This is a genomic window from Hydrogenophaga sp. RAC07 (assembly GCF_001713375.1).
In the GTDB taxonomy this organism is placed as follows: Bacteria; Pseudomonadota; Gammaproteobacteria; order Burkholderiales; family Burkholderiaceae_C; genus Hydrogenophaga.
Genome location: NZ_CP016449.1, coordinates 211,662 through 230,066 on the forward strand (window position 1 = coordinate 211,662; position 18,405 = coordinate 230,066).

Sequence of the window (18,405 nt, forward strand, 5' to 3'; positions counted from 1 at the left end):
CCCATGTTGCGTTCCTTGCCGTACATAGCTCTTGCAGCCGCAGCCATCGCCGCGTGCCTGTTGGGGTTCTCGTGGTTGATGTCGGTCTTTCTGGGGCGCCATCTGAGCCTGGGTGAGCTGGTGGTCGTCACCGTGCTGTTGGTGGCAGCACTGGCTTACGGCCTGAGCGTCTTGCGCGTGCGCAACCGCCGCAAGGTGCAGGACATGCGCGACTCCGCTCTCTGGTGAACCGAAGCACGTCGCCGTGGCCCGATGTGCCGCGTTGACACGGACTGTGGTGGCCACACACACGCCAGACACACATCCCATGCACACTGCAGGTTCTCGAATGCGAAAGGTTCACATGGGTCTGCGGGGTCGTCTGGGTTTGTTGGTGGTTGTCGCCTGGCTGTCGTTGCCGGCGCACGCCGACGCGCTGCGCTGCGGCGGAGGCACCGTGGAAGAAGGCGACTCGCGTGTGTCGCTGCTGCAGAAATGTGGCCGCCCTCAGTTGCAGGACAGTTTTTGTGCGCCGGTGTTCCAGAACAAATCGCTGGTTCCCGTGCCCGAGCCGTTTGCCAGCAACGCCGTGCCGTGCCAGCAGATCGACGACTGGATCTACGACCGTGGTCGGGGCAACCTGATGGCCACGGTGCGCATCCGCTCCGGCACCGTCCAGTCCATCCGCATCCAGCGCCAGCCGCGCTGAACCGTTTCAGGCCGCGAGTGCCGGGTCCTGGAAGCAGGCGATGGGCAGGGCGTCTTCAAAGCCCGCCAGGGCACCGTCCATGCGCTGGATGAACTCACCCACCGGGCCCTGCCGCGCGAGCAAACGGAAAGCCAGGTACATGAGGCCGTTGGAGCAGCGCACCACGGTGTCGAACACGTCCAGCGGAAAGCCCACTTTTGCGTGCTGCAAGGGATTGATGCCGCCACGCTCGAGCATGCCCAGGACTCGGGTGAACGCATCGTTCATCGCGAGCAGCGGTTTCACCAAGCCCGCCAACGCAGGTTCGCCCGCCAGCTGCGCCTTCAGCCCGTGCACCATGCGACCGGGGTCCGGGCGGGTGAACCCACTGTCTGGATCGAGCATGGCCTCGAGCTCGGCGTCGGTGGTCACGTAGGCAAACCACGCAGCCCGCACCAGCGCCTCGTATTGCACCTGCAGCATGGCACTGGCCGCGTTCTGTGCGCCGGTGGCAAACAGGATGCGCAGGGCGTAGGCGTGTTCGATGCTGAGCTCACACGCCAGGGCGCAGGCCAGCGCGCGGTGGCTGTCGTCGCGTTCGGGCATCTGGTCGATGTGTTCACCCAGGTGCAGGGCAAAGGCTTCGGCTTGTTCGAGAAGGATCTGTTCGTAGTTCATGCGCGCATGGTAGCGGCGTGCGCGGGCGCTTCGCACCCATGACCCGCCCCAGATGTCACTTCAGTGGCTCGCCTCGCGCCGCGTGGCCCGCAGAATGCGGAACTGACGTGCCGGCTGTTCGGCACGCTGGATGAAGGCATGGGCATGCAGAAGATTGAAGACAGTTCCGCGCGCGAGATCGCCGCGCAGGTGGCGCGGCGCGAGCTCAGCGCAGAGACCGTGGCGCGTGCGTTGGTGGAACGCGTCGAGGCGCTGGAGCCCGGCGTCCTGGCCTGGCAGCACTTCGACGCCGCGCAGGTGATCGCGCAGGCGCAAGCCCAGGACCGCGCGGGCGCACAAGGGCCTCTGGCCGGAGTGCCGATCGCCGTGAAAGACCTCATCGACACGGCCGACATGCCCACCACCTACGGTTCGCCGATCTACGCGGGCCACCGCCCGGCGGTGGACGCGGCCGTGGTCGCCAGCGTGCGCGAAGCGGGCGGTGTGGTCATGGGCAAGACCGTGACCACCGAGTTCGCCACCTTCAAGCCCGGCGTCACGCGCAACCCGCGCGCCGCGTTTGATGCACCTCGCACGCCCGGTGGCTCCTCCAGCGGCTCGGCCGCGGCGGTGGCGTGCGGCATGGTGCCGCTGGCCTTCGGCACGCAGACAGCCGCCTCCATCGTCCGGCCCGCGGCCTACTGCGGCGTGGTCGGCTACAAGCCCACGTTTGGCCTGCTGCCCATGGCCGGCATCAAGTCGCTCTCGCCCACGCTGGACACCGCCGGCGTGTTCGCGCGCTCGGTGGACGACGCCGCGTTTTTCGTGAGCACGCTCTCGCGCGTCGAGCTGCCGATGGCACCGGTCAAGGGCTGGCGTGTCGGTGTATGCCACACACCGCATTGGGACCTGGCCGACGAAGACGCCCGCCGTGCGCTGCAACTGGCTGCGCACCACTTCGACAAGCTCGGTACGCGCCTGGTCGAGGCGGTGGTCCCGGGCGCGTGGGCCGGTCTGGCGCAGGCGCAGATGGACATCATGGGTTTCGAGGCCTGGGCTGCGTTTGCGCCCGAGCGCAACAGCCACTCGAACCTGTTCAGCCCGGCCTTTGCCGACGTGCTGGCTGGCGGTGCTGCGGTGACCGGGGAACGCCTGGCCGAGGCCCATGCGCTTGCCATCCATGCCCGCGGCGAGATCGAGGGCCTGCTGAAGCAGGTGGACGTGTTGATCGCACCGAGCGCCACGGGTGAAGCACCGCTGGGCCTGGACGCCACCGGCAACCCGATCTTCAGCCGCATGTGGAGCTTGCTCGGCGTGCCCTGTGTGCACGTGCCCACGGGCTTGGGCCGCCACGGCATGCCGGTGGGAGTGACGGTGATCGGGCCGCGCTGGCGCGATGCCCAGGCGCTGAGCGCCGCGCTGGCGCTCGAAGCCGCGGTCAAAGGCTGAAACTCAGACCGCGCCGGTCGGGTGCGTGGGGTCCACCCACAGCACCTGCTCGGGTTTTTCCACCGGTGCAATGTCCAGGTTGACCGCCACCGCCTGGCCATCGCTGCGGCACAGCACGCATTCCAGCACTTCGGTGGCGCTGGCGTTGATCTCCTGGTGCGGCACGAAGGGCGGCACGTAGATGAAGTCGCCCGGGCCGGCCTCGGCGGTGAACTCCAGCTGCTCGCCCCAACGCATGCGCGCACGGCCCTTGACCACATAGATCACGCTCTCCAGCGGCCCGTGGTGGTGGGCGCCGGTCTTGGCATCGGGGTGGATGGTGACCGTGCCGGCCCAGAGCTTCTGCGCACCCACGCGCGCAAAGTTGATCGCTGCCTTGCGGTCCATGCCCGGGGTCGAGGGCACGTTGCCGTCGAGCTGGTTGCCGGGCACCACGCGCACACCGTCGTGCTTCCAGGCCGGGGTGTGTTCGTGCGGGTGTTCGTGATCGTGGTCGTGTGACATGCCGTGTCTCCGGGGCAATGGAAGACCCAGTGTGCCACCGCTCCCGATGCCCGAAAATCACGGCATTGCATCGACCCTGTTGGAGAAACCGTTTTGCCCCTGCCCGCCCCCCAGCCCCGCACCCCCATGCACACCCGCCGCGTCGAGTACCGGGGCTTTCGCCGTGATGATGGCTTGTGGGACATCGAAGGCACGCTGCACGACAGCAAGCCGCACAGTTTCGAGATCCAGGGCGAACGCCGCTGGGAAGCCGGCGAGCCGGTGCACCACATGCACATCCGCGTCACGGTGGACGAGACCATGGTGATCCGCGACATCGCGGTGGCCATGGACGCCCACCCGCACGGCCCCTGTCCCGAAGCAATGGCGCCCATGCAGGGCATGGTGGGCGAGGTGCTGGGCAAGGGCTGGCGCCACACCATCCAGCGCCACCTGGGCGGCATCCAGGGCTGCACGCACCTGCGCGAGCTGTTGTTCAACCTGGCCACCGCTGCGTTTCAAACACGCTCGGCCTCGTTCGCCCCACCGGCCGACGGCAGCCCGCCGGTGCACCTGGGCCAATGCCTGGCCTGGGACTTCAACGGCCCGGTGGTGGAGAAGGTCTATCCCATGTTCTTTCGCTGGCAGCCGCCGGCGAAAGCCAGTCAGTCCACCAGCGCCGAATAAGCCAGCGTGCGGAACAGCGCGCGGTAGTGCTCGCGCTGGTTGGGCGCTTGCGCGAGGAAGATGCCGAAGAGTTGCTCCGCCGGGTCGACGAAGAAGCTGGTGCCGCCGATGCCGCTCCAGTGGAACGTGCCCACCGACCCCGGCATGGGGGCCTCGCCTGCAGCGGTGCGCACTGCAAAGCCCAGACCGAAGCCGTGGCCCGGTGGCAGCAGCGACGGGTCGTTGCCGGGAATGCGGCCCAGGTGGTCGGCCGTCATGAAGTCCACCGTGCGCGGGCCGAGCAGTCGCACGCCGCCAAGCTCGCCCTTGTTGAGCATGAACTGCAGGAAGCGCGCGTAGTCGGCCGCAGTGGACATGAGCCCGCCGCCACCGCTGTGCAGCGCCGGCGTTTCGCGCGGGTCGATCAGGCGCATGGGAATGCCGCCGTCGGGGTCGTGCGCAAACGCTTCGGCGATTCGCTTGTGGTCGGCCTCGGGCACCACAAACGCCGTGTCGTTCATGCCCAGCGGTGCCAGGATGGCCTGCTGCAGATGCTCCGCGAGTGGCTGGCCCGAGATCACTTCGACCAGCCGGCCCAGCACGTCGGTGGCGCGGCTGTAGGCCCACACGCTGCCGGGCTCGAACATCAGCGGCAGGGCGGCCAGCGCCTGGCTGAACTCGGCGTTGCTGCGTTCGCGCGAGCCCATGTTTTCCCGCCGGTACAGCTGCTGCACAGACGAGTCGCCGAGGAACTCGTAGGTGAGGCCGGCGGTGTGGCGCAGCAGGTCCTGCACGGTGGCGGCCCGTTGCACCGTACGCAGCGTTGCGCCGTCGGGTGTCTGCACGGCCACTTGCTGATTCGCAAACTCGGGCAAGTGCAGGTGCACCGGGTCGGCCAGTTTCAGTCGCCCTTGTTCAATCAACATCATCACCGCCACCGACACGATGGGCTTGGTCATGGAGTAGATGCGGAAGATGGCGTCGAGCGACATGGCAGCGTCGCGTGCCGGGTCGAGTTGACCCACCGACTCCATGAGCGCAATGCGGCCGTGCCGCGCCAGCACCAGCACGGCACCGGGCAGGCGGCCACGCTCGACATCGGCCTGGAACACGCCCACGAGGTGGCGCATGCGAATGGGGCACAGGCCCAGATCGGCCAGGTCGGCCGGTGGCAGGGGCGCGCGCATGTCAGGCCCCGTAACGTTGGCGCGCCAGCGCGGCGCCCTGTGCGAGCGCTTCAAGCTTGGCCATGGCCACTTCGCGGCTCATGGGCGCCAGACCGCAGTTGGTGCAGGCGATCAGGTGTTTTTTCGGCACGTACTGGAGCGCGAGGCCGATGGTGTCGGCCACCTGCTCGGGCGTTTCGATCACGTCGCTGGCCACGTCGATCACGCCCACCATCACGTCCTTGCCTTCGAGCAGCTGCATCAGCTCGGGCGGCACGTGTGAGTGGAAACACTCCAGGCTCACCTGCTGGATGCTGCTTTTCGCGAGCGCCGGGAACACCTGCTCGTACTGGCGCCACTGGTCGCCCAGCGTCTGTTTCCAGTCGACATTGGCCTTGATGCCGTAGCCGTAGCAGATGTGGACCGCGGTGGTGCAGGTCAGGCCACGCGCGGCCACTTCGAGTGCGGCCACGCCCCAGTCGGCCGCGTCCTGCATGTAGACGTTGAAGGCCGGTTCGTCGAACTGGATGATGTCCACGCCATCGGCCTGCAGCGCCAGCGCTTCCTGGTTGAGCAGCTCGGCAAACGCCATGGCCATCTTGACCTTGTCGCCATAAAAACGGTCGGCCACGGTGTCCACGATGGTCATGGGACCGGGCAGGGTGAACTTGAGCTTTTTCTTCGTGTGCTTGCGCGCGAGCTGGGCTTCAAACGCGTGCACGCGGCCCTTGAGGCGCAGCGGTGCCACCACCTGCGGCACCTGCGCGTCGTAGCGGTTGTTGCGGATGCCCATGGTCACCTTGTGCTCGAAGTCGATGCCCTCGACCTGCTCCACAAACCCGTGCACGAAGTGCTGGCGCGCCTGTTCACCGTCACCGATCACGTCCAGGCCCGCGTCTTCCTGCGCCTTGATCCACAACAGCGTGGCGTCGGCCTTGGCCTGCTGCAACTCGGGGCCTTGTGTCTTCCACTGGGGCCAGAGTTTTTCGGTTTCGGCCAACCAGGCCGGTTTGGGCAGGCTGCCTGCGATCGCGGTGTCGAACATGGTGTCTCCGGTGTTGTGGGTGTGCACCGGAATCTTAATCAGCCCCTGTGATTTCTGCTGTCGCGGGGGCTTGCCGCTTCGTGGTGTTCAGCGCGGCTTCACCCGCTCGGCCAGCGTGCGCAAGGCCACCAGCTGTTCACCGATGAATTTGGCCGTGGTCTCGTCGGTCAGTTCGCCCTTGGCGTTGAACTTGCTGCCCGACTGGTTGATGAACACCTCGGGCTTGTTCAGCGTGAAGGCGTTCAGAAACACCAGCACCTGACGCAGGTGGTACTGCACACGTGCGGTGCCCACCGGGCCGGGGCTCGCCCCGAGGATGGCCACCGGCTTGCCGTCAAACGGTGGCGACGGTGGGCGCGACATCCAGTCCAGCGTGTTCTTGAGCACACCGGGGATGGAGAAGTTGTACTCGGGCGTGGCGATGAGCACTGCGTCTGCGGCGGCGATCTTCGCTTTCAGTGCCGTCACCGGGGCCGGTTCACCCGCGGCCCGCACGTCGTCGTTGTAGAAGGGAATGTCGGCGATGTCGACAATCTCGATCGCCATGCCCTCGGGCGCCAGGCGTTGCGCGGCGCGCAGCGCCATGGTGTTGGTGGAACTCTTGCGAAGGCTGCCGGAGATGGCAACGACGTTGAATGTCATGGTGTGTCCTGGTGTTGAAAGACCAACGGGCCGATCTCCTCGCCCGCTCTGGGCGCACTCTATGTCGATCACCCTGCGGAAAGCCCCCCCGGGCTGGAAATCAAATTTGCAGAAACTGCAAAACCCGGGGTGAGGAACCTGGGGTCAGGCCGTGGGTGCGCCGGCTTGCAGGCCGGGGGCGGCGCGCGCGAACGCATCGAGTTGTTCGCAGGCCGCCATGATGCGGTGCACGTTGGGCAATCCGGGCACCTCGATCTTGAAGAGGCGCGTCATGACCACGATGCTGGCCAGGCAGATGTCGGCGAAGGTGGGCGTGTGGCCGTGGCAGAAGGTACCGGTCTCGGGCTCGCTGGCCAGACGCTGTTCCAGCGCCTGCAGGCCGGTGCTGAACCACTGGATCTGCCAGGCGCGCCAGGCCGCCTCGTCAAAACCGCCCACGCTGGTGAGGTACTTCTTCACCCGGGGTGTGATGAGCGGGTGGGTGTCGGCCGCGAGCAGGGCAGCGAGCGAGCGCACCCGCGCGCGGCCGTGTGCGTCGGCCGGCAGCAGGGCTGGCGTGGGGTGGGTTTCCTCGATGAATTCGAGGATGGCCAGCGACTGCGTGATGGGTGTGTGCGGCTGGTCGGGTGCGTTGTCGATCAACGCGGGAATCGCGCCCATGGGGTTGATCTGGAGGAAAGCCTCGCTCTTCTGTTCGCCGGCCTCGAGGTTGACGTTGATCTCGTTGGGCTGCACGCCCTTGAGGTGGAAGGCCACGCGCACGCGGTAGGTGGCCGAGGTGCGCCAGAAGGCGTAGAGGTCGAAGCGTGCGGAGTCTGTCATGGGGTGTGGTGCCGTGTGTGAGGAGGTCAGCGCACTGTAGTCGCAGTGCAGCATCGAAGTCGCTTCACAGTCCGCTGCGTGACCGTTACCATGCTCACGATCGCGCCAGAATGCGCGTCCGGGTGTGGCCTTGCGCCCGTGTTTTCCGCCCAAGTGCCCTCATCAAAAAACCTCAGGAGACAAGACATGAAAGCCTTTCACCGCATGAGCTCGGTGGCCCTCGCCATGGGCCTGGCCCTCGGCACAGGCGCCGCCCTGGCACAGACCGCTGCCCCCGCCGCGCCCCCCGCACCCGCCTGGAAGCAGGGCATGCCCGAGAGCATGGCCACCTCCACGCTGGCGCCGCTGGCCGGCAAGAACACCGCCACCGCGGCGGCCGACATTCCGATCGACAAGATCAAGCTGCCACCGGGCTTCAAGGCCGAGATCTGGGCCACCGGCCTGCCGGGCGGTCGCGCCATGACGCAAGGCGACGCGGGCAAGATCTACGTGGGCACGCGCGGCCTGGGGCGCGTGTACGAGGTGTCCGACAACGGTGGCTCGCGCAGCGTGCGCACCGTGGTGGACAAGCTCAACCAGCCCGCCGGCGTGGCCTTCAACAAGGGCGCGCTGTACGTGATGGCCATCGACAAGGTGTTGCGCTTCGACGGCATCGCCACCAACCCGGCCGCCGCACCGGTGGACATCACCGCCGCGTTCAACCTGCCCAAGGAACAGCACCACAACTGGAAGTACATCGCCTTCGGTCCGGACGGCAAGCTCTATGTGCCGTTTGGTGCGCCGTGCAACATTTGCGCACTGCCCACGCCCGAGTACGCCCAGATCCGCCGCTACAACCCCGACGGCTCGGGCATGGAGGTGGTGGCCACCGGCGTGCGCAACAGCGTGGGCTTCGACTGGCACCCCACCACCCAGGAGCTCTGGTTCAGCAACCACGGCCGCGACTGGCTGGGTGACGACACGCCCAACGACACTGTCAACCGCATGCACAAGGTGGGCCTGAACTTCGGCTTCCCGAGCTGCCACCAGGGCAACCTGCCGGACCCCGACGTGAAGAAGGACAACGCCTGCGCCGGTGTGGAGCCACCCGTGGCGCTCATGGGCCCGCACGCCGCGAGCATGGGCGTGACCTTCTACACCGGCGACATGTTCCCGGCCGAGTACAAGGGCGTCTTGTTCAATGCGCGCAAGGGCTCCTGGAACCGCACGAAAAAGATCGGCTACGACATCGTGATGGTCAAGGCCAGCGCCGATGGCAAGAACAGCCAGGTCGTGCCTTTCATGACCGGTTTCATGAACGAAGCCGACCAGTCGTTCTGGGGCCGCCCGGCCTACATGCTGCAGATGAAGGACGGCTCCATGCTGGTGTCCGACGAGCAGCTGGGTGCGATCTACCGCATCTCGTACCAGAAGTAAGCGATGGCGAAGATGTTGCTTGCGCGGGGGGTGTGCGCACTCCTCGGGGCTTTTCTGTGGGTCGGCTCCCCGGTGTGGGCGCAAGACATCTCGGCGCGGCTGATGGCCTGCGCGGCCTGCCACGGGGCGGACGGCAACTCGCAGTTGCCCAACATTCCGTCGCTGGCCGGGCAGCCCAAGGTGTTCGTTGAAAACCAGCTCGTGATCATTCGCGAGGGACTGCGCGACATCCCGGCCATGAAGGGCCTGCTCGACGGCGTGAGCGACGCGGACATCACCGCCATGGCGGTGCACTTCGCGAAGCTGCCGGCGCGCAACGCGCCACCACCGGGGGATCCTGCGCTCATGGCGCAGGGCAAGGTGCTGGCCGAAGGCATGCGCTGCGGCATCTGCCACCTGCCCGACTACCGCGGGCGCGAACAGATGCCCCGGCTGGCCGGCCAGCGCGAGGACTACCTGCTGTATTCGATGCTGCAGTTCAAGAACAACCAGGCCATCGGGCGTGACACCATCATGGCGGCCTCGCTCTACGGTGTGTCCGACGGCGACCTCAAGGCGCTGGCGCATTTCCTTTCGCGCGTGGCGCCGTAGCTGCGCAGCGGCGGAACGTGGGGGCTCGTGTCTAGTTTGCGGACTCGCTCAGGGTGACCAGCAACTGGATCACCTCGGCGCATTCTTCCTCGATGCGCCCGATGCGCCGCGACACCTCGGGCGAGAGGCCCTTCTGATCGGTGTGGCGGATCGATTCGGTCTGCTCCAGGATGGCCGACATGCGCTCGAACAACTCGGAGGTGATGCTGTCGCTGCTGGCCATGTCGGTGGCAGACGGTGCCACCGTTGTGCGCACGATGGCAGGGGGTGCAACCGGGGCAGGGGGTGTCGCCGGTGCAACCGCCTGGGTGATCGGGATGCTGGTGAAGTCGGCAAAGATCTGGGTCTCCGCGAAGCTGTTCTCGATCTCCACCCGTGATTGCCCCGCGCGTGACGCAGTCTTGGGCGCTGTGGTGTGGGCGGTCTTGCTGGTGAAATCGCCCTGCGACGACAGACTCAGTTCGATGGATTCCACATCGTCGTTGAGCAGCTGTTCCACCCGCGCGCGGATGGCTTCGCGGTTGATCGGTTTGACAAAGAAATCCACCGCACCGAACTCCATGGCGCGGCGGCGATGACTGTCTTCGGTGTGTGAGGTCACCATGATGACCTGCGTGTTGCGGGTCCTGGGGTTGTGCAGCATGCGCTGCATCACCTCGTAGCCGCTCAGGTCGGGCATGTCCGCATCGATCAGCATCAGGTCGGGCTGGTGCGCGTCGAGCTTCTTGAGTGCGTCTTCGCCGCGCACCGAAAAATAGAGCTGGGCGCAGTCCATCAGCGTGCGTGCCAGCACATGCACCATGGTGGGGTCGTCGTCGACGATCAGCACCCGGCGGCGTTCGGTGGTTGGGTCGTGTGATGTGGGGTCCACGGCAGCTCCAGTCAATGAGTGCTCGATGTTCCTCGCTTGTGCGCGCTGTCAAGCGCGGAAAAGCGGCACAAGCCGGGCGCAAATCCTCGCATTGACGCCCGGTGGGCGTCCTGATCGCCGCAACTGGGCGGTGGCGCTGCCGCTTATCCACGCCTTGGACGGTGGCAGCGGCCAGACACTGGGAGGTCCTGCCCCTTCTGCGCCCCCAGCCCATGAAACCCGCCCTCTCAAGCCGCGAACAGACACTGGCCGGCCACCGCCTCACTGCGGTGGTTCTGTGCCTGGGGCTGATCGTCAGCATCTTGAGTGCCTACAGCCTCGCACGCCGTGTCCAGCTCGATGCCCAGGCCGACTTCTGGCGCAAAAGCGATCTGCTCGCCACCGAGATCACCCAGCGCTTGTCCGCCTCGGTGTACGGCCTGCGGGGTGCACGCGGTGCGTTTGTGGCCAGCGAGCGGGTGGACCGCGCGGAGTTCAAGGCCCTGGTTGAATCGATGAATCTGCAACAGACGCTGCCCGGCAACCGCGGCTTTGGCTGGATCGACCCGGTGAAACGCAGCGAACTGCCCGCCTACCTGCGCGAGATGCGCGCGGGCGACTCGCCCGGACTCACCTTGCGCCAGTTTGACGAGAAGCAGCACGACACCCTCTACGTCATCCGCTACATCGAACCCGTGGATCTGAACCAGGGCGCCATGGGGACCGACGTGGGGAGCGATCCGCGCGGACGCGCCGCCATCGAACACGCCATCGCCAGCGGCGAAACCACGCTCACGCCGCCTGTTCCCCTGACCCGCGACGGGTCGGCTTCCCCCGGCTTTTTGCTGCTCAAGCCGGTCTACAACACCGGCGCGAAGCTGGCGACCGAGGCCGAACGCAAGGCCCAACTCAAGGGCGTGTTGTACGCACCCCTGATTGCCCGCGACGTGCTGCGCGGCATCAACGGCATCACCGACGATCTGCTGACCTTCCAGCTGTACACCAATCTGGAACCGCCCACGCTGGAGAACTGGGTCGCAGGCTTTCACTCCATCGAGGGAGGCAAAGGCATCACCCGCACCGACGAGCCGCGCCTGCCCACCGCGTCGGCCTACAGCCAGGAGTTGCACTTCAAGGTCTACGGCCGATCGTTCACCGTGCTCACCAGCAGCACCAGCAGCTTCGAGGCTTCGGTGACGCAAACCCCGGCGATGGTGGTGCTGGGCGTGGGCATCCTGCTCACGCTGGCGCTGGCCTGGATGGCATCGCACACGGTCCGCGCGCGGCGCCAAGCCGAGGCGCTGGCGCGCTCCATGACGATCGACCTGGAGCGGCTGGCGGTGGTGGCGCGCCGCACCTCCAACGCGGTGGTGATCACCGACACACAGCGGCGCATCACCTGGGTCAACGACGGGTTCGAGCGCATCACCGGTTACAGCATGGCCGAGGTGCTGGGGCAACGACCGGGCACGTTTCTGCAGTTCGAAGGCACTGACGCGCGCGAGCTGGCGCGCCTGCGGGAAACGCTCAATGCGGGCGAGCCTTTCCTGGGCGAGTTGCTCAACCGGGGAAAACATGGACGCGAGTACTGGATCGAGCTGGAGATCCAGCAGCTCAAATCCGAGGCCGGCAAGTTCCTGGGTTTCATGGCGATCCAGAACGATGTCACCGAGCGCCGGCTGAGCGCTGCGGCCCTGCAATCGAGCCAGGCCTTCCTGGACCGCACGGGGCGTATCGGCAGCATCGGTGGCTGGGAAATGGATCTGGCGACCCACAGCCTGCGCTGGACCGACCAGACCTGCCGCATCCACGACCTGCCGCCGGGGCACGTGCCCACGCTGGACGAAAGCATTGCGTTCTATTTGCCCGATGCGCGGGTTCAGATCGAAGAAGCGATCGACCAGGCCATCGCCTGCGGACAGCCGTTCGACCTGGAGCTGCCCATGCTGACGGCCAGCGGGCGCTTTGCCTGGGTGCGTGTCGTGGGCGAGTTGGAGCTGCTCGGCGGTGTTCCCCACAAGCTGGTGGGCGCCGTGCAGGACGTGACCGCGCGCAAACAACTCTCGGAAGCCATGGAGCGCAGCAACGAGCTGCTCAACAACGTCATCGAAAGCCTGCCGTGCGCGCTCAGCGTGGTCGACTCGCAGGGCAAGCTGCTGGTGGCCAACACCGAATTCGGTCGGCTGTTCTCGCTGCCGCCGCACCTGCGCCAGCCGGGCGTGACGCGTTTTGCCGATATGGTGCGCTTCAGCGCCGTGCGTGGCGACTTCGGCCCGGGGGACATCGACGAGCTGGTCCACGAAATCATCTACACCGCCAACCACGCTGCGCCGAAGCAGCAGTTCGAGCGCACGCTGATGGGCGGCGAGGTGATCGAGCTGCGCCGTGGCCGGCTCGACAAGGGCGGCTTCGTCAGCACCTACACCGACATCTCCGCGCGCCGTCAGGCCGAGGCGCAGGCGCGCCGTTCCCAGGAGCTGATGTCCAGCGCACTGGAAGTCACCGGCGCCGGCGTGGTGATCTTCAATGCGGACGACGAGCTGGTGTTCGTCAACGACCGTTATCGCGAGCTCTACCGCGAGATCAACGATGTGCTGCAGCCGGGCGCGAGGTTTGAAACCCTCGTGCGCGCCAACATCGCATTTCACGAGCCGCCGGCGGCGCGTGGACGCACCGAAGCCTGGATCGCGCAGCGGGTGCGCGACCACCGCGAAGGCGGTGACTGGCAGCGCAGCATTCCGGGTGGTCGCACCCTGCGGGTGGTGGAGCGCGCCATGCCCGACGGGCATGTGGTGAGCTTTCGCTTCGACATCACCGAGGTCGTTCAGGCGGCCGAGGCGGCCCAGGCGGCGTCGCAGGCCAAGAGCCAGTTCCTGGCCAACATGAGCCATGAGATCCGCACACCCATGAACGCGATTCTGGGCATGCTGTCGCTGCTGCAACGCACCGGCTTGTCGCCACGCCAGCTCGACTACGCCGGCAAGACCGAGAACGCCGCGCGCTCGCTGCTCGGGCTGCTCAACGACATCCTGGATTTCTCCAAGGTCGAGGCCGGCAAACTCTCGCTGGACCCCCACCCGTTCCACGTCGATCAGCTGTTTCGCGAGCTCGCGGTGGTGCTCTCGGCCAGTGTGGGCGACAAGGAAATCGAGGTCTTGTTCGACATCGGCCCCGACGTGCCGCAGGTGCTGGTGGGCGACGCCCTGCGCCTGCGCCAGATCCTGATGAACCTGGCCGGCAACGCGATCAAGTTCACGGACTTCGGCGAGGTGGTGGTCTCGCTGCGCGCGCGACGCAGTGGCGCCGACCAGGTGGTGCTTGATGTGGCTGTGCGCGACACCGGCATCGGCATCGCGCCCGAAAACCAGGCCCGCATCTTTGAAGGTTTCACGCAGGCCGAGTCCAGCACCACACGCCGCTTCGGTGGCACCGGCCTGGGGCTGGTGATCTGCCGCCGCCTGATCGCCTTGATGGGCGGAGAGCTGGTGATGCACAGCGAAGTCGGCCGCGGCACGCTGTTCAGCTTTTCCGCGTCGCTGGGCTTGCCGGTGGGGACGTCGAACCACCGTGAGCCAGCGCCCCTGGGGCAAGCCCTGGACGTGCTGATCGTGGACGACAACGACATCGCCCGCGACACGCTGGCCGCCATGGCCCTGGCCAACGGCTGGCGGGTGGAGGTGGTGGCCGGCGGGGAAGAGGCCATCGAGCGACTCACGCAGGCCCGCCAGATCGGACGCCGCTTTGACGCCGTGTTCATGGACTGGCACATGCCAGGCCTGGATGGCTGGGAGTCGGCGCGCCGGCTCAAGTCGCCGCCGCTGTGCGAGGCGCTGGACCTGCTGATCATGGTCACGGCGCACGGACGCGAACTGCTGGAAAACAAGAACCTCACGGAAAAGAACCTGCTCGACGGGTACCTGATCAAACCGGTGACCGGTTCCATGCTGGTCGATGCCCTGACGCTGGCGCGCGAGGACCGCGCCGGTGGACCGGCGACCGTGGCTCCGGTGCCGCACCCGGCTGGGCTGCAGGGCCTGCGCATCCTGCTGGTGGAAGACAACGAGACCAACCAGCAGGTGGCCTGCGAACTGCTGGCGGGCGAGGGCGCGCGCGTCACCGTGGCGGGCAACGGCCAGATTGCGGTGGACCTGCTGGCGGCCGACAGCGCCGCGTTCGAGCTGGTGCTCATGGACGTGCAGATGCCGGTGATGGACGGGTACACCGCCACACGCTGCATTCGCGACGACCTCGGACTCACGGCGCTGCCCGTGATCGCCATGACCGCCAATGCCATGGCCGGCGACCGCGAATCCAGCCTGCAGGCGGGCATGACCGACCACGTGGGCAAACCGTTCGACCTGGTCCAGCTGGTGCGCACCATCCAGCGCCATGCCGTGCAGGCGCGAAGGCAGGCGGTGGGCAGCGGCGTCGGCACTCCCGTCGGCGTGCCCCGCGATGTGCCGGTTGCCGCGCTCGCGCTGGCCAGCGTGCACGAGATCGACCTGCAGGCGGCACTGCATCGCCTGGGCGGCAGCAGCCGCGCCTATGCCCGCTTCCTGGAGCGCTACATCGACGACCATGCCCGGCAGCTGGCCGAGCTGAAGACCAGCGTGGCCGCGGGCGACTTCAAGGCCGGCGCGCGGGTGGCGCACACGCTCAAGGGCCTGGCGGGCACACTGGGCATCACGGCCCTGGCGGACCTGGGCTTCCGGGCCGAAAAAGCGCTGGCGGCCGCGCGTCACGCGTTCCAGGGCGAAGAACCCGTGCGGCTGCTGGAGAGTTTTGACACGGGCCCGCTGCGCGCCCTGCTGGGCGCACTGTCGGCCCCGACCGACGACTCGCCCGATGCGGTGCCGGCGCGGACCGCGGCAACGACCACGTCGCTCCTGCAGGGCCTGCAGATCCTGCTGGTGGACGACAGCGACATCAACCTCGATGTCACCCGGCACCAGTTGCAGCGCCTGGGGGCGGTGGCCACCTGTGCCTCGTCGGGTGCGGAAGCCTTGACGCAGCTGCGCACATGGCCGAAGCGCTTTGACGCGGTGCTGATGGATGTGCAGATGCCCGACATGGATGGCCTGGAGACCACGCGCCGCATCCGCAGCGAGCTGTCGCTGAGCACCTTGCCCGTGATCGCACTGAGCGCGGGCACTCAGCCGAGCGATCGCCAGGAAGCGCTGGACGCCGGCATGGACGACTTTCTGAGCAAGGAGCTTGACCTCCAGCATTTGCAGCAGGTGCTGTGTGAGCACATCGAGCGCGCACGTGTGGGTGCCCCGAGCGTGGCCGTTGCATCTGCGACCGGTCCGTGGAGCACGGTGCAGTGCATGGACCACAGCGCGGCGCTGGAGCGCATGGGTGGCGACGAGGCCTTGTTGCGCCGGTCGCTGCGCCGCCTGCTCGACGAGTTCGGCCCCTTGCGGCACGCGCCCGCGCCGGTCGACCCCGACCCGGCGGCACGCGCTGCGCTGGCCTCGCGCTTGCACAAGCTCAAGGGTGGGGCCGGCCTGGTGGAAGCGCGCCGGGTCTACACCGTGGCGCGCGGGCTGGAAGACCTTTTGCGTGCGCAGGCGCCCTGGGGTTCGGTGGTGCTGCTGTGGCCACCGCTGTGCGCGGCCCTGGCCGAACTCGAAGACGCCACCAGCGAGCTCTGCGCCGCGGAGTCGGTGCCGGCACCGGGTGTTCAAGGCAGCGAATCGATCAGCGATGACGCGCTGATGGTGCTGCGGCAGATGCTGCTCGACCAGAACCTGGAGGCGCTGTCGTTCTTTGCCGCACACCGGGACGCTCTGGCCGTGCGGCTGGGCCCGGCGCAGGTGCAGCGCCTGTCGGACCTGCTCGACGCGCTGGAATTTGAGGACGCCGCCGGGCTGTTCCCGCAGACCAGCGCGGTGTGACGAAACGGAACAACGGACGCTCAGGGAAAGTCCGGGCGTGTGGGCGCTGCTGCGCCGGTCCATGATGCAGCGATGAGGGTGGCGGCGCGGGCCGCCGCACCCGCCAGCAACGAGGAGACCCCACATGCCCACAGAAGCCGCGCCCGGACCGGCATACGCCCAAGGTGCCGACACGCCAGCCCTGCTGGAACTCACCATCGGCCAGGCGCTGGCGCAGACCGCCGCGCGCTTTGCCGAACGCGAGGCCCTGGTGGTGCCGCACCAGGGCGTGCGCTGGACCTGGAGCGAGCTGCTGCAACGCACCGATGCCCTGGCCGCAGGCCTGCTGGCGCTCGGCCTGCAGCCCGGTGAGCGCGTGGGCATCTGGGCGCCCAACTGCGCCGAGTGGACGCTGATGCAGTTCGCCACCGCGCGTGCCGGGCTGATTCTGGTGAACATCAACCCGGCCTACCGCGCCAGCGAACTGGCCTACGCAATCAACAAGGTGGCCTGCACCGCGCTGGTGATGGCGCCCGCGCTCAAGACCAGCAACTACATCGACATCCTGCACAGCCTGGCGCCCGAACTCGACAGCTGCGCGCCCGGCGAACTGGTGGCCGAACAGCTGCCGCACCTGCGCTGGGTGCTGCGCCTGGGCGACGGGCACACGCCCGGCATGCTCAACTTCAACGACGTGCCGGTGTGGGCCGGCCCCGAACACCTGAGCCAGCTGGCCAGCATCGGCCCCACGCTCTCGAACACCGACCCGATCAACATCCAGTTCACCTCGGGCACCACCGGCTTTCCCAAGGGCGCCACGCTCACCCACCGCAACATCCTCAACAACGGCTACTTCGTGGGCGAGGCGATCCGCCTCACGCCCGAAGACCGGCTGTGCATTCCCGTGCCGCTGTACCACTGCTTCGGCATGGTCATGGGCAACCTGGCCTGCCTCACCCACGGCTGCACCATGGTCTATCCATCGGAAGCGTTTGATCCGGCGGCCGTGTTGCAGACCGTGCAGGCCGAGCGCTGCACCTCGCTCTACGGCGTGCCCACCATGTTCATCGCGGTGCTCGACCACCCCCGGTTCGCCAGCACCGATCTGGGCAGCCTGCGCACCGGCATCATGGCCGGCTCGCCGTGCCCCATCGAGGTGATGAAACGGGTGGCGACCTCCATGAACATGCGCGAGGTGACCATCGCCTACGGCATGACCGAGACCTCACCCGTGTCCACGCAAAGCGCGGTGGACGACCCGCTGGAGCGGCGCGTGTCCACCGTGGGCCGGGTGCAGCCGCACCTGGAGGTGCAGATCGTGGACACCGACGGCCGGCGTGTGGCGCGCGGCGTGGTGGGTGAACTCTGCACGCGTGGCTATTCGGTGATGCAGGGCTACTGGGCCGACCGCGACAAGACGCAGGAAGCCATCGACACCGAGGGCTGGATGCACACCGGCGACCTCGCCACCATGGACGACGAGGGCTATGTGAACATCGTCGGGCGCTTGAAGGACATGGTGATCCGCGGTGGCGAAAACGTGTACCCCCGCGAGATCGAGGAGTTCTATTACCGCCACCCGAAGGTGCAGGACGTGCAGGTGGTCGGTGTGCCCGACGCGCGTTATGGGGAGGTGCTGTGCGCCTGTGTCGTGCTCAAGGCCGGCCAGAGCGGCACGGCCGAAGAACTGCAGGCGTTTGCGCAGGGGCAGATCGCGCACTACAAGGTGCCGCGCTACATCGAGTTTGTCGACGCATTCCCCATGACCATCACCGGCAAGATCCAGAAATTCGTGTTGCGCAAGGCCATGGTGGAGAGACTGGGACTGAGTGAAATTGCCACCGCTTGAGGACAGCGGGTACGACTTTCGACGTGCGTTGCGGATTCTGCTGCGGCGAGTTGTGTGATCCATTACCCAAAGCGTCCCTCAAACGGGGGTGTTTCTGGCGATGTGGGTTACCTTGGGTAACAGATCCGAACAACAACACGAAGCCCACGAGCACCCCATGTCCTTGAAACGCCCACGGCCTCAGGCCCTCCGTTCTCGTTCTGTGTTGATCCGTCCGGCACCGCGC

15 protein-coding genes are annotated in these 18,405 nt (G+C 67.1%); 8 read left to right on the plus strand and 7 right to left on the minus strand.

Translation table 11 applies throughout. The features are described 5' to 3' along the window. Nucleotides 1–3: 3 nt before the first annotated feature. Nucleotides 4–228, plus strand: a complete 225-nt coding sequence (locus BSY239_RS22305) for a hypothetical protein (RefSeq protein WP_156775386.1) — start codon at nucleotides 4–6, stop codon at nucleotides 226–228. A 100-nt stretch (nucleotides 229–328) separates the two neighbouring features. Then, the gene (locus tag BSY239_RS00955; protein WP_172823054.1) at nucleotides 329–688 is read left to right on the plus strand and encodes a DUF2845 domain-containing protein; all 360 of its coding nucleotides are present in this window, start codon (nucleotides 329–331) and stop codon (nucleotides 686–688) included. Nucleotides 689–694: 6 nt separating this feature from the next. On the opposite strand, the gene BSY239_RS00960 is transcribed toward BSY239_RS00955, so the two are convergent. Then, nucleotides 695–1,345: a DUF6988 family protein gene (locus BSY239_RS00960; RefSeq protein WP_069045186.1), complete on the minus strand. Its 651-nt coding sequence runs from the start codon at nucleotides 1,343–1,345 to the stop codon at nucleotides 695–697. A gap of 144 nt (nucleotides 1,346–1,489) precedes the next feature. On the opposite strand from BSY239_RS00960, the gene BSY239_RS00965 reads away from it, so the two are divergent. Then, a complete protein-coding gene (locus tag BSY239_RS00965; RefSeq protein WP_083240138.1) occupies nucleotides 1,490–2,773 on the plus strand; it encodes an amidase in 1,284 nt (427 codons plus the stop codon). A 3-nt stretch (nucleotides 2,774–2,776) separates the two neighbouring features. Here the strand turns inward: BSY239_RS00965 and BSY239_RS00970 are convergent, their stop codons facing one another. Continuing rightward, nucleotides 2,777–3,277 (minus strand): cupin domain-containing protein, encoded by a 501-nt coding sequence (locus tag BSY239_RS00970; RefSeq protein WP_069045187.1) that lies wholly within the window; start codon nucleotides 3,275–3,277, stop codon nucleotides 2,777–2,779. A 126-nt stretch (nucleotides 3,278–3,403) separates the two neighbouring features. On the opposite strand from BSY239_RS00970, the gene BSY239_RS00975 reads away from it, so the two are divergent. Beyond that, complete coding sequence (locus tag BSY239_RS00975) at nucleotides 3,404–3,943, plus strand: DUF2889 domain-containing protein (protein ID WP_335583415.1); 540 nt, start codon at nucleotides 3,404–3,406, stop codon at nucleotides 3,941–3,943. Here BSY239_RS00975 and BSY239_RS00980 read toward each other — a convergent pair. From BSY239_RS00980 to maiA, 4 genes are all read right to left on the minus strand, one after another. Continuing rightward, entirely contained in the window at nucleotides 3,922–5,109 is a 1,188-nt protein-coding gene (locus BSY239_RS00980; protein ID WP_069045189.1) for a serine hydrolase domain-containing protein, read from the minus strand. The genes BSY239_RS00975 and BSY239_RS00980 overlap by 22 nt on opposite strands. Nucleotide 5,110: 1 nt before the next feature. Then, nucleotides 5,111–6,133: a methionine synthase gene (locus tag BSY239_RS00985; protein WP_069048690.1), complete on the minus strand. Its 1,023-nt coding sequence runs from the start codon at nucleotides 6,131–6,133 to the stop codon at nucleotides 5,111–5,113. An 87-nt stretch (nucleotides 6,134–6,220) separates the two neighbouring features. Then, nucleotides 6,221–6,775 (minus strand): NADPH-dependent FMN reductase, encoded by a 555-nt coding sequence (locus tag BSY239_RS00990; protein WP_069045190.1) that lies wholly within the window; start codon nucleotides 6,773–6,775, stop codon nucleotides 6,221–6,223. 144 nt (nucleotides 6,776–6,919) lie between these two features. Continuing rightward, complete coding sequence (maiA, locus tag BSY239_RS00995; RefSeq protein WP_069048691.1) at nucleotides 6,920–7,597, minus strand: maleylacetoacetate isomerase; 678 nt, start codon at nucleotides 7,595–7,597, stop codon at nucleotides 6,920–6,922. A gap of 186 nt (nucleotides 7,598–7,783) precedes the next feature. Here maiA and BSY239_RS01000 point away from each other — a divergent pair, with 186 nt between their 5' ends. Both BSY239_RS01000 and BSY239_RS01005 read left to right on the plus strand, forming a co-directional pair. Next, complete coding sequence (locus BSY239_RS01000) at nucleotides 7,784–9,013, plus strand: PQQ-dependent sugar dehydrogenase (RefSeq protein WP_216637492.1); 1,230 nt, start codon at nucleotides 7,784–7,786, stop codon at nucleotides 9,011–9,013. 3 nt (nucleotides 9,014–9,016) lie between these two features. After that, entirely contained in the window at nucleotides 9,017–9,604 is a 588-nt protein-coding gene (locus BSY239_RS01005) for a c-type cytochrome (protein ID WP_069045191.1), read from the plus strand. Between the two features lie 31 nt (nucleotides 9,605–9,635). On the opposite strand, the gene BSY239_RS01010 is transcribed toward BSY239_RS01005, so the two are convergent. After that, nucleotides 9,636–10,475: a response regulator gene (locus BSY239_RS01010; protein WP_069045192.1), complete on the minus strand. Its 840-nt coding sequence runs from the start codon at nucleotides 10,473–10,475 to the stop codon at nucleotides 9,636–9,638. Nucleotides 10,476–10,687: 212 nt separating this feature from the next. Between BSY239_RS01010 and BSY239_RS01015 the strand changes: the two genes are divergently transcribed. Together BSY239_RS01015 and BSY239_RS01020 are read left to right on the plus strand one after the other, a co-directional pair. After that, nucleotides 10,688–16,351: a response regulator gene (locus BSY239_RS01015; RefSeq protein WP_069045193.1), complete on the plus strand. Its 5,664-nt coding sequence runs from the start codon at nucleotides 10,688–10,690 to the stop codon at nucleotides 16,349–16,351. 124 nt (nucleotides 16,352–16,475) lie between these two features. Beyond that, entirely contained in the window at nucleotides 16,476–18,179 is a 1,704-nt protein-coding gene (locus BSY239_RS01020; RefSeq protein ID WP_069045194.1) for an AMP-binding protein, read from the plus strand. The last annotated feature ends 226 nt before the right edge of the window (nucleotides 18,180–18,405 follow it).

Excerpts from the sequence above, each read along its gene's own strand:
- BSY239_RS22305 (WP_156775386.1), top strand. The coding sequence starts at position 4 with ATGTTGCGTTCCTTGCCGTACATAGCTCTTGCAGCCGCAGCCATCGCC.
- BSY239_RS00955 (WP_172823054.1), top strand. The coding sequence starts at position 329 with ATGCGAAAGGTTCACATGGGTCTGCGGGGTCGTCTGGGTTTGTTGGTG.
- BSY239_RS00960 (WP_069045186.1), bottom strand. The coding sequence starts at position 1,345 with ATGAACTACGAACAGATCCTTCTCGAACAAGCCGAAGCCTTTGCCCTG.
- BSY239_RS00965 (WP_083240138.1), top strand. The coding sequence starts at position 1,490 with ATGCAGAAGATTGAAGACAGTTCCGCGCGCGAGATCGCCGCGCAGGTG.
- BSY239_RS00970 (WP_069045187.1), bottom strand. The coding sequence starts at position 3,277 with ATGTCACACGACCACGATCACGAACACCCGCACGAACACACCCCGGCC.
- BSY239_RS00975 (WP_335583415.1), top strand. The coding sequence starts at position 3,404 with ATGCACACCCGCCGCGTCGAGTACCGGGGCTTTCGCCGTGATGATGGC.
- BSY239_RS00980 (WP_069045189.1), bottom strand. The coding sequence starts at position 5,109 with ATGCGCGCGCCCCTGCCACCGGCCGACCTGGCCGATCTGGGCCTGTGC.
- BSY239_RS00985 (WP_069048690.1), bottom strand. The coding sequence starts at position 6,133 with ATGTTCGACACCGCGATCGCAGGCAGCCTGCCCAAACCGGCCTGGTTG.
- BSY239_RS00990 (WP_069045190.1), bottom strand. The coding sequence starts at position 6,775 with ATGACATTCAACGTCGTTGCCATCTCCGGCAGCCTTCGCAAGAGTTCC.
- maiA (WP_069048691.1), bottom strand. The coding sequence starts at position 7,597 with ATGACAGACTCCGCACGCTTCGACCTCTACGCCTTCTGGCGCACCTCG.
- BSY239_RS01000 (WP_216637492.1), top strand. The coding sequence starts at position 7,784 with ATGAAAGCCTTTCACCGCATGAGCTCGGTGGCCCTCGCCATGGGCCTG.
- BSY239_RS01005 (WP_069045191.1), top strand. The coding sequence starts at position 9,017 with ATGGCGAAGATGTTGCTTGCGCGGGGGGTGTGCGCACTCCTCGGGGCT.
- BSY239_RS01015 (WP_069045193.1), top strand. The coding sequence starts at position 10,688 with ATGAAACCCGCCCTCTCAAGCCGCGAACAGACACTGGCCGGCCACCGC.
- BSY239_RS01020 (WP_069045194.1), top strand. The coding sequence starts at position 16,476 with ATGCCCACAGAAGCCGCGCCCGGACCGGCATACGCCCAAGGTGCCGAC.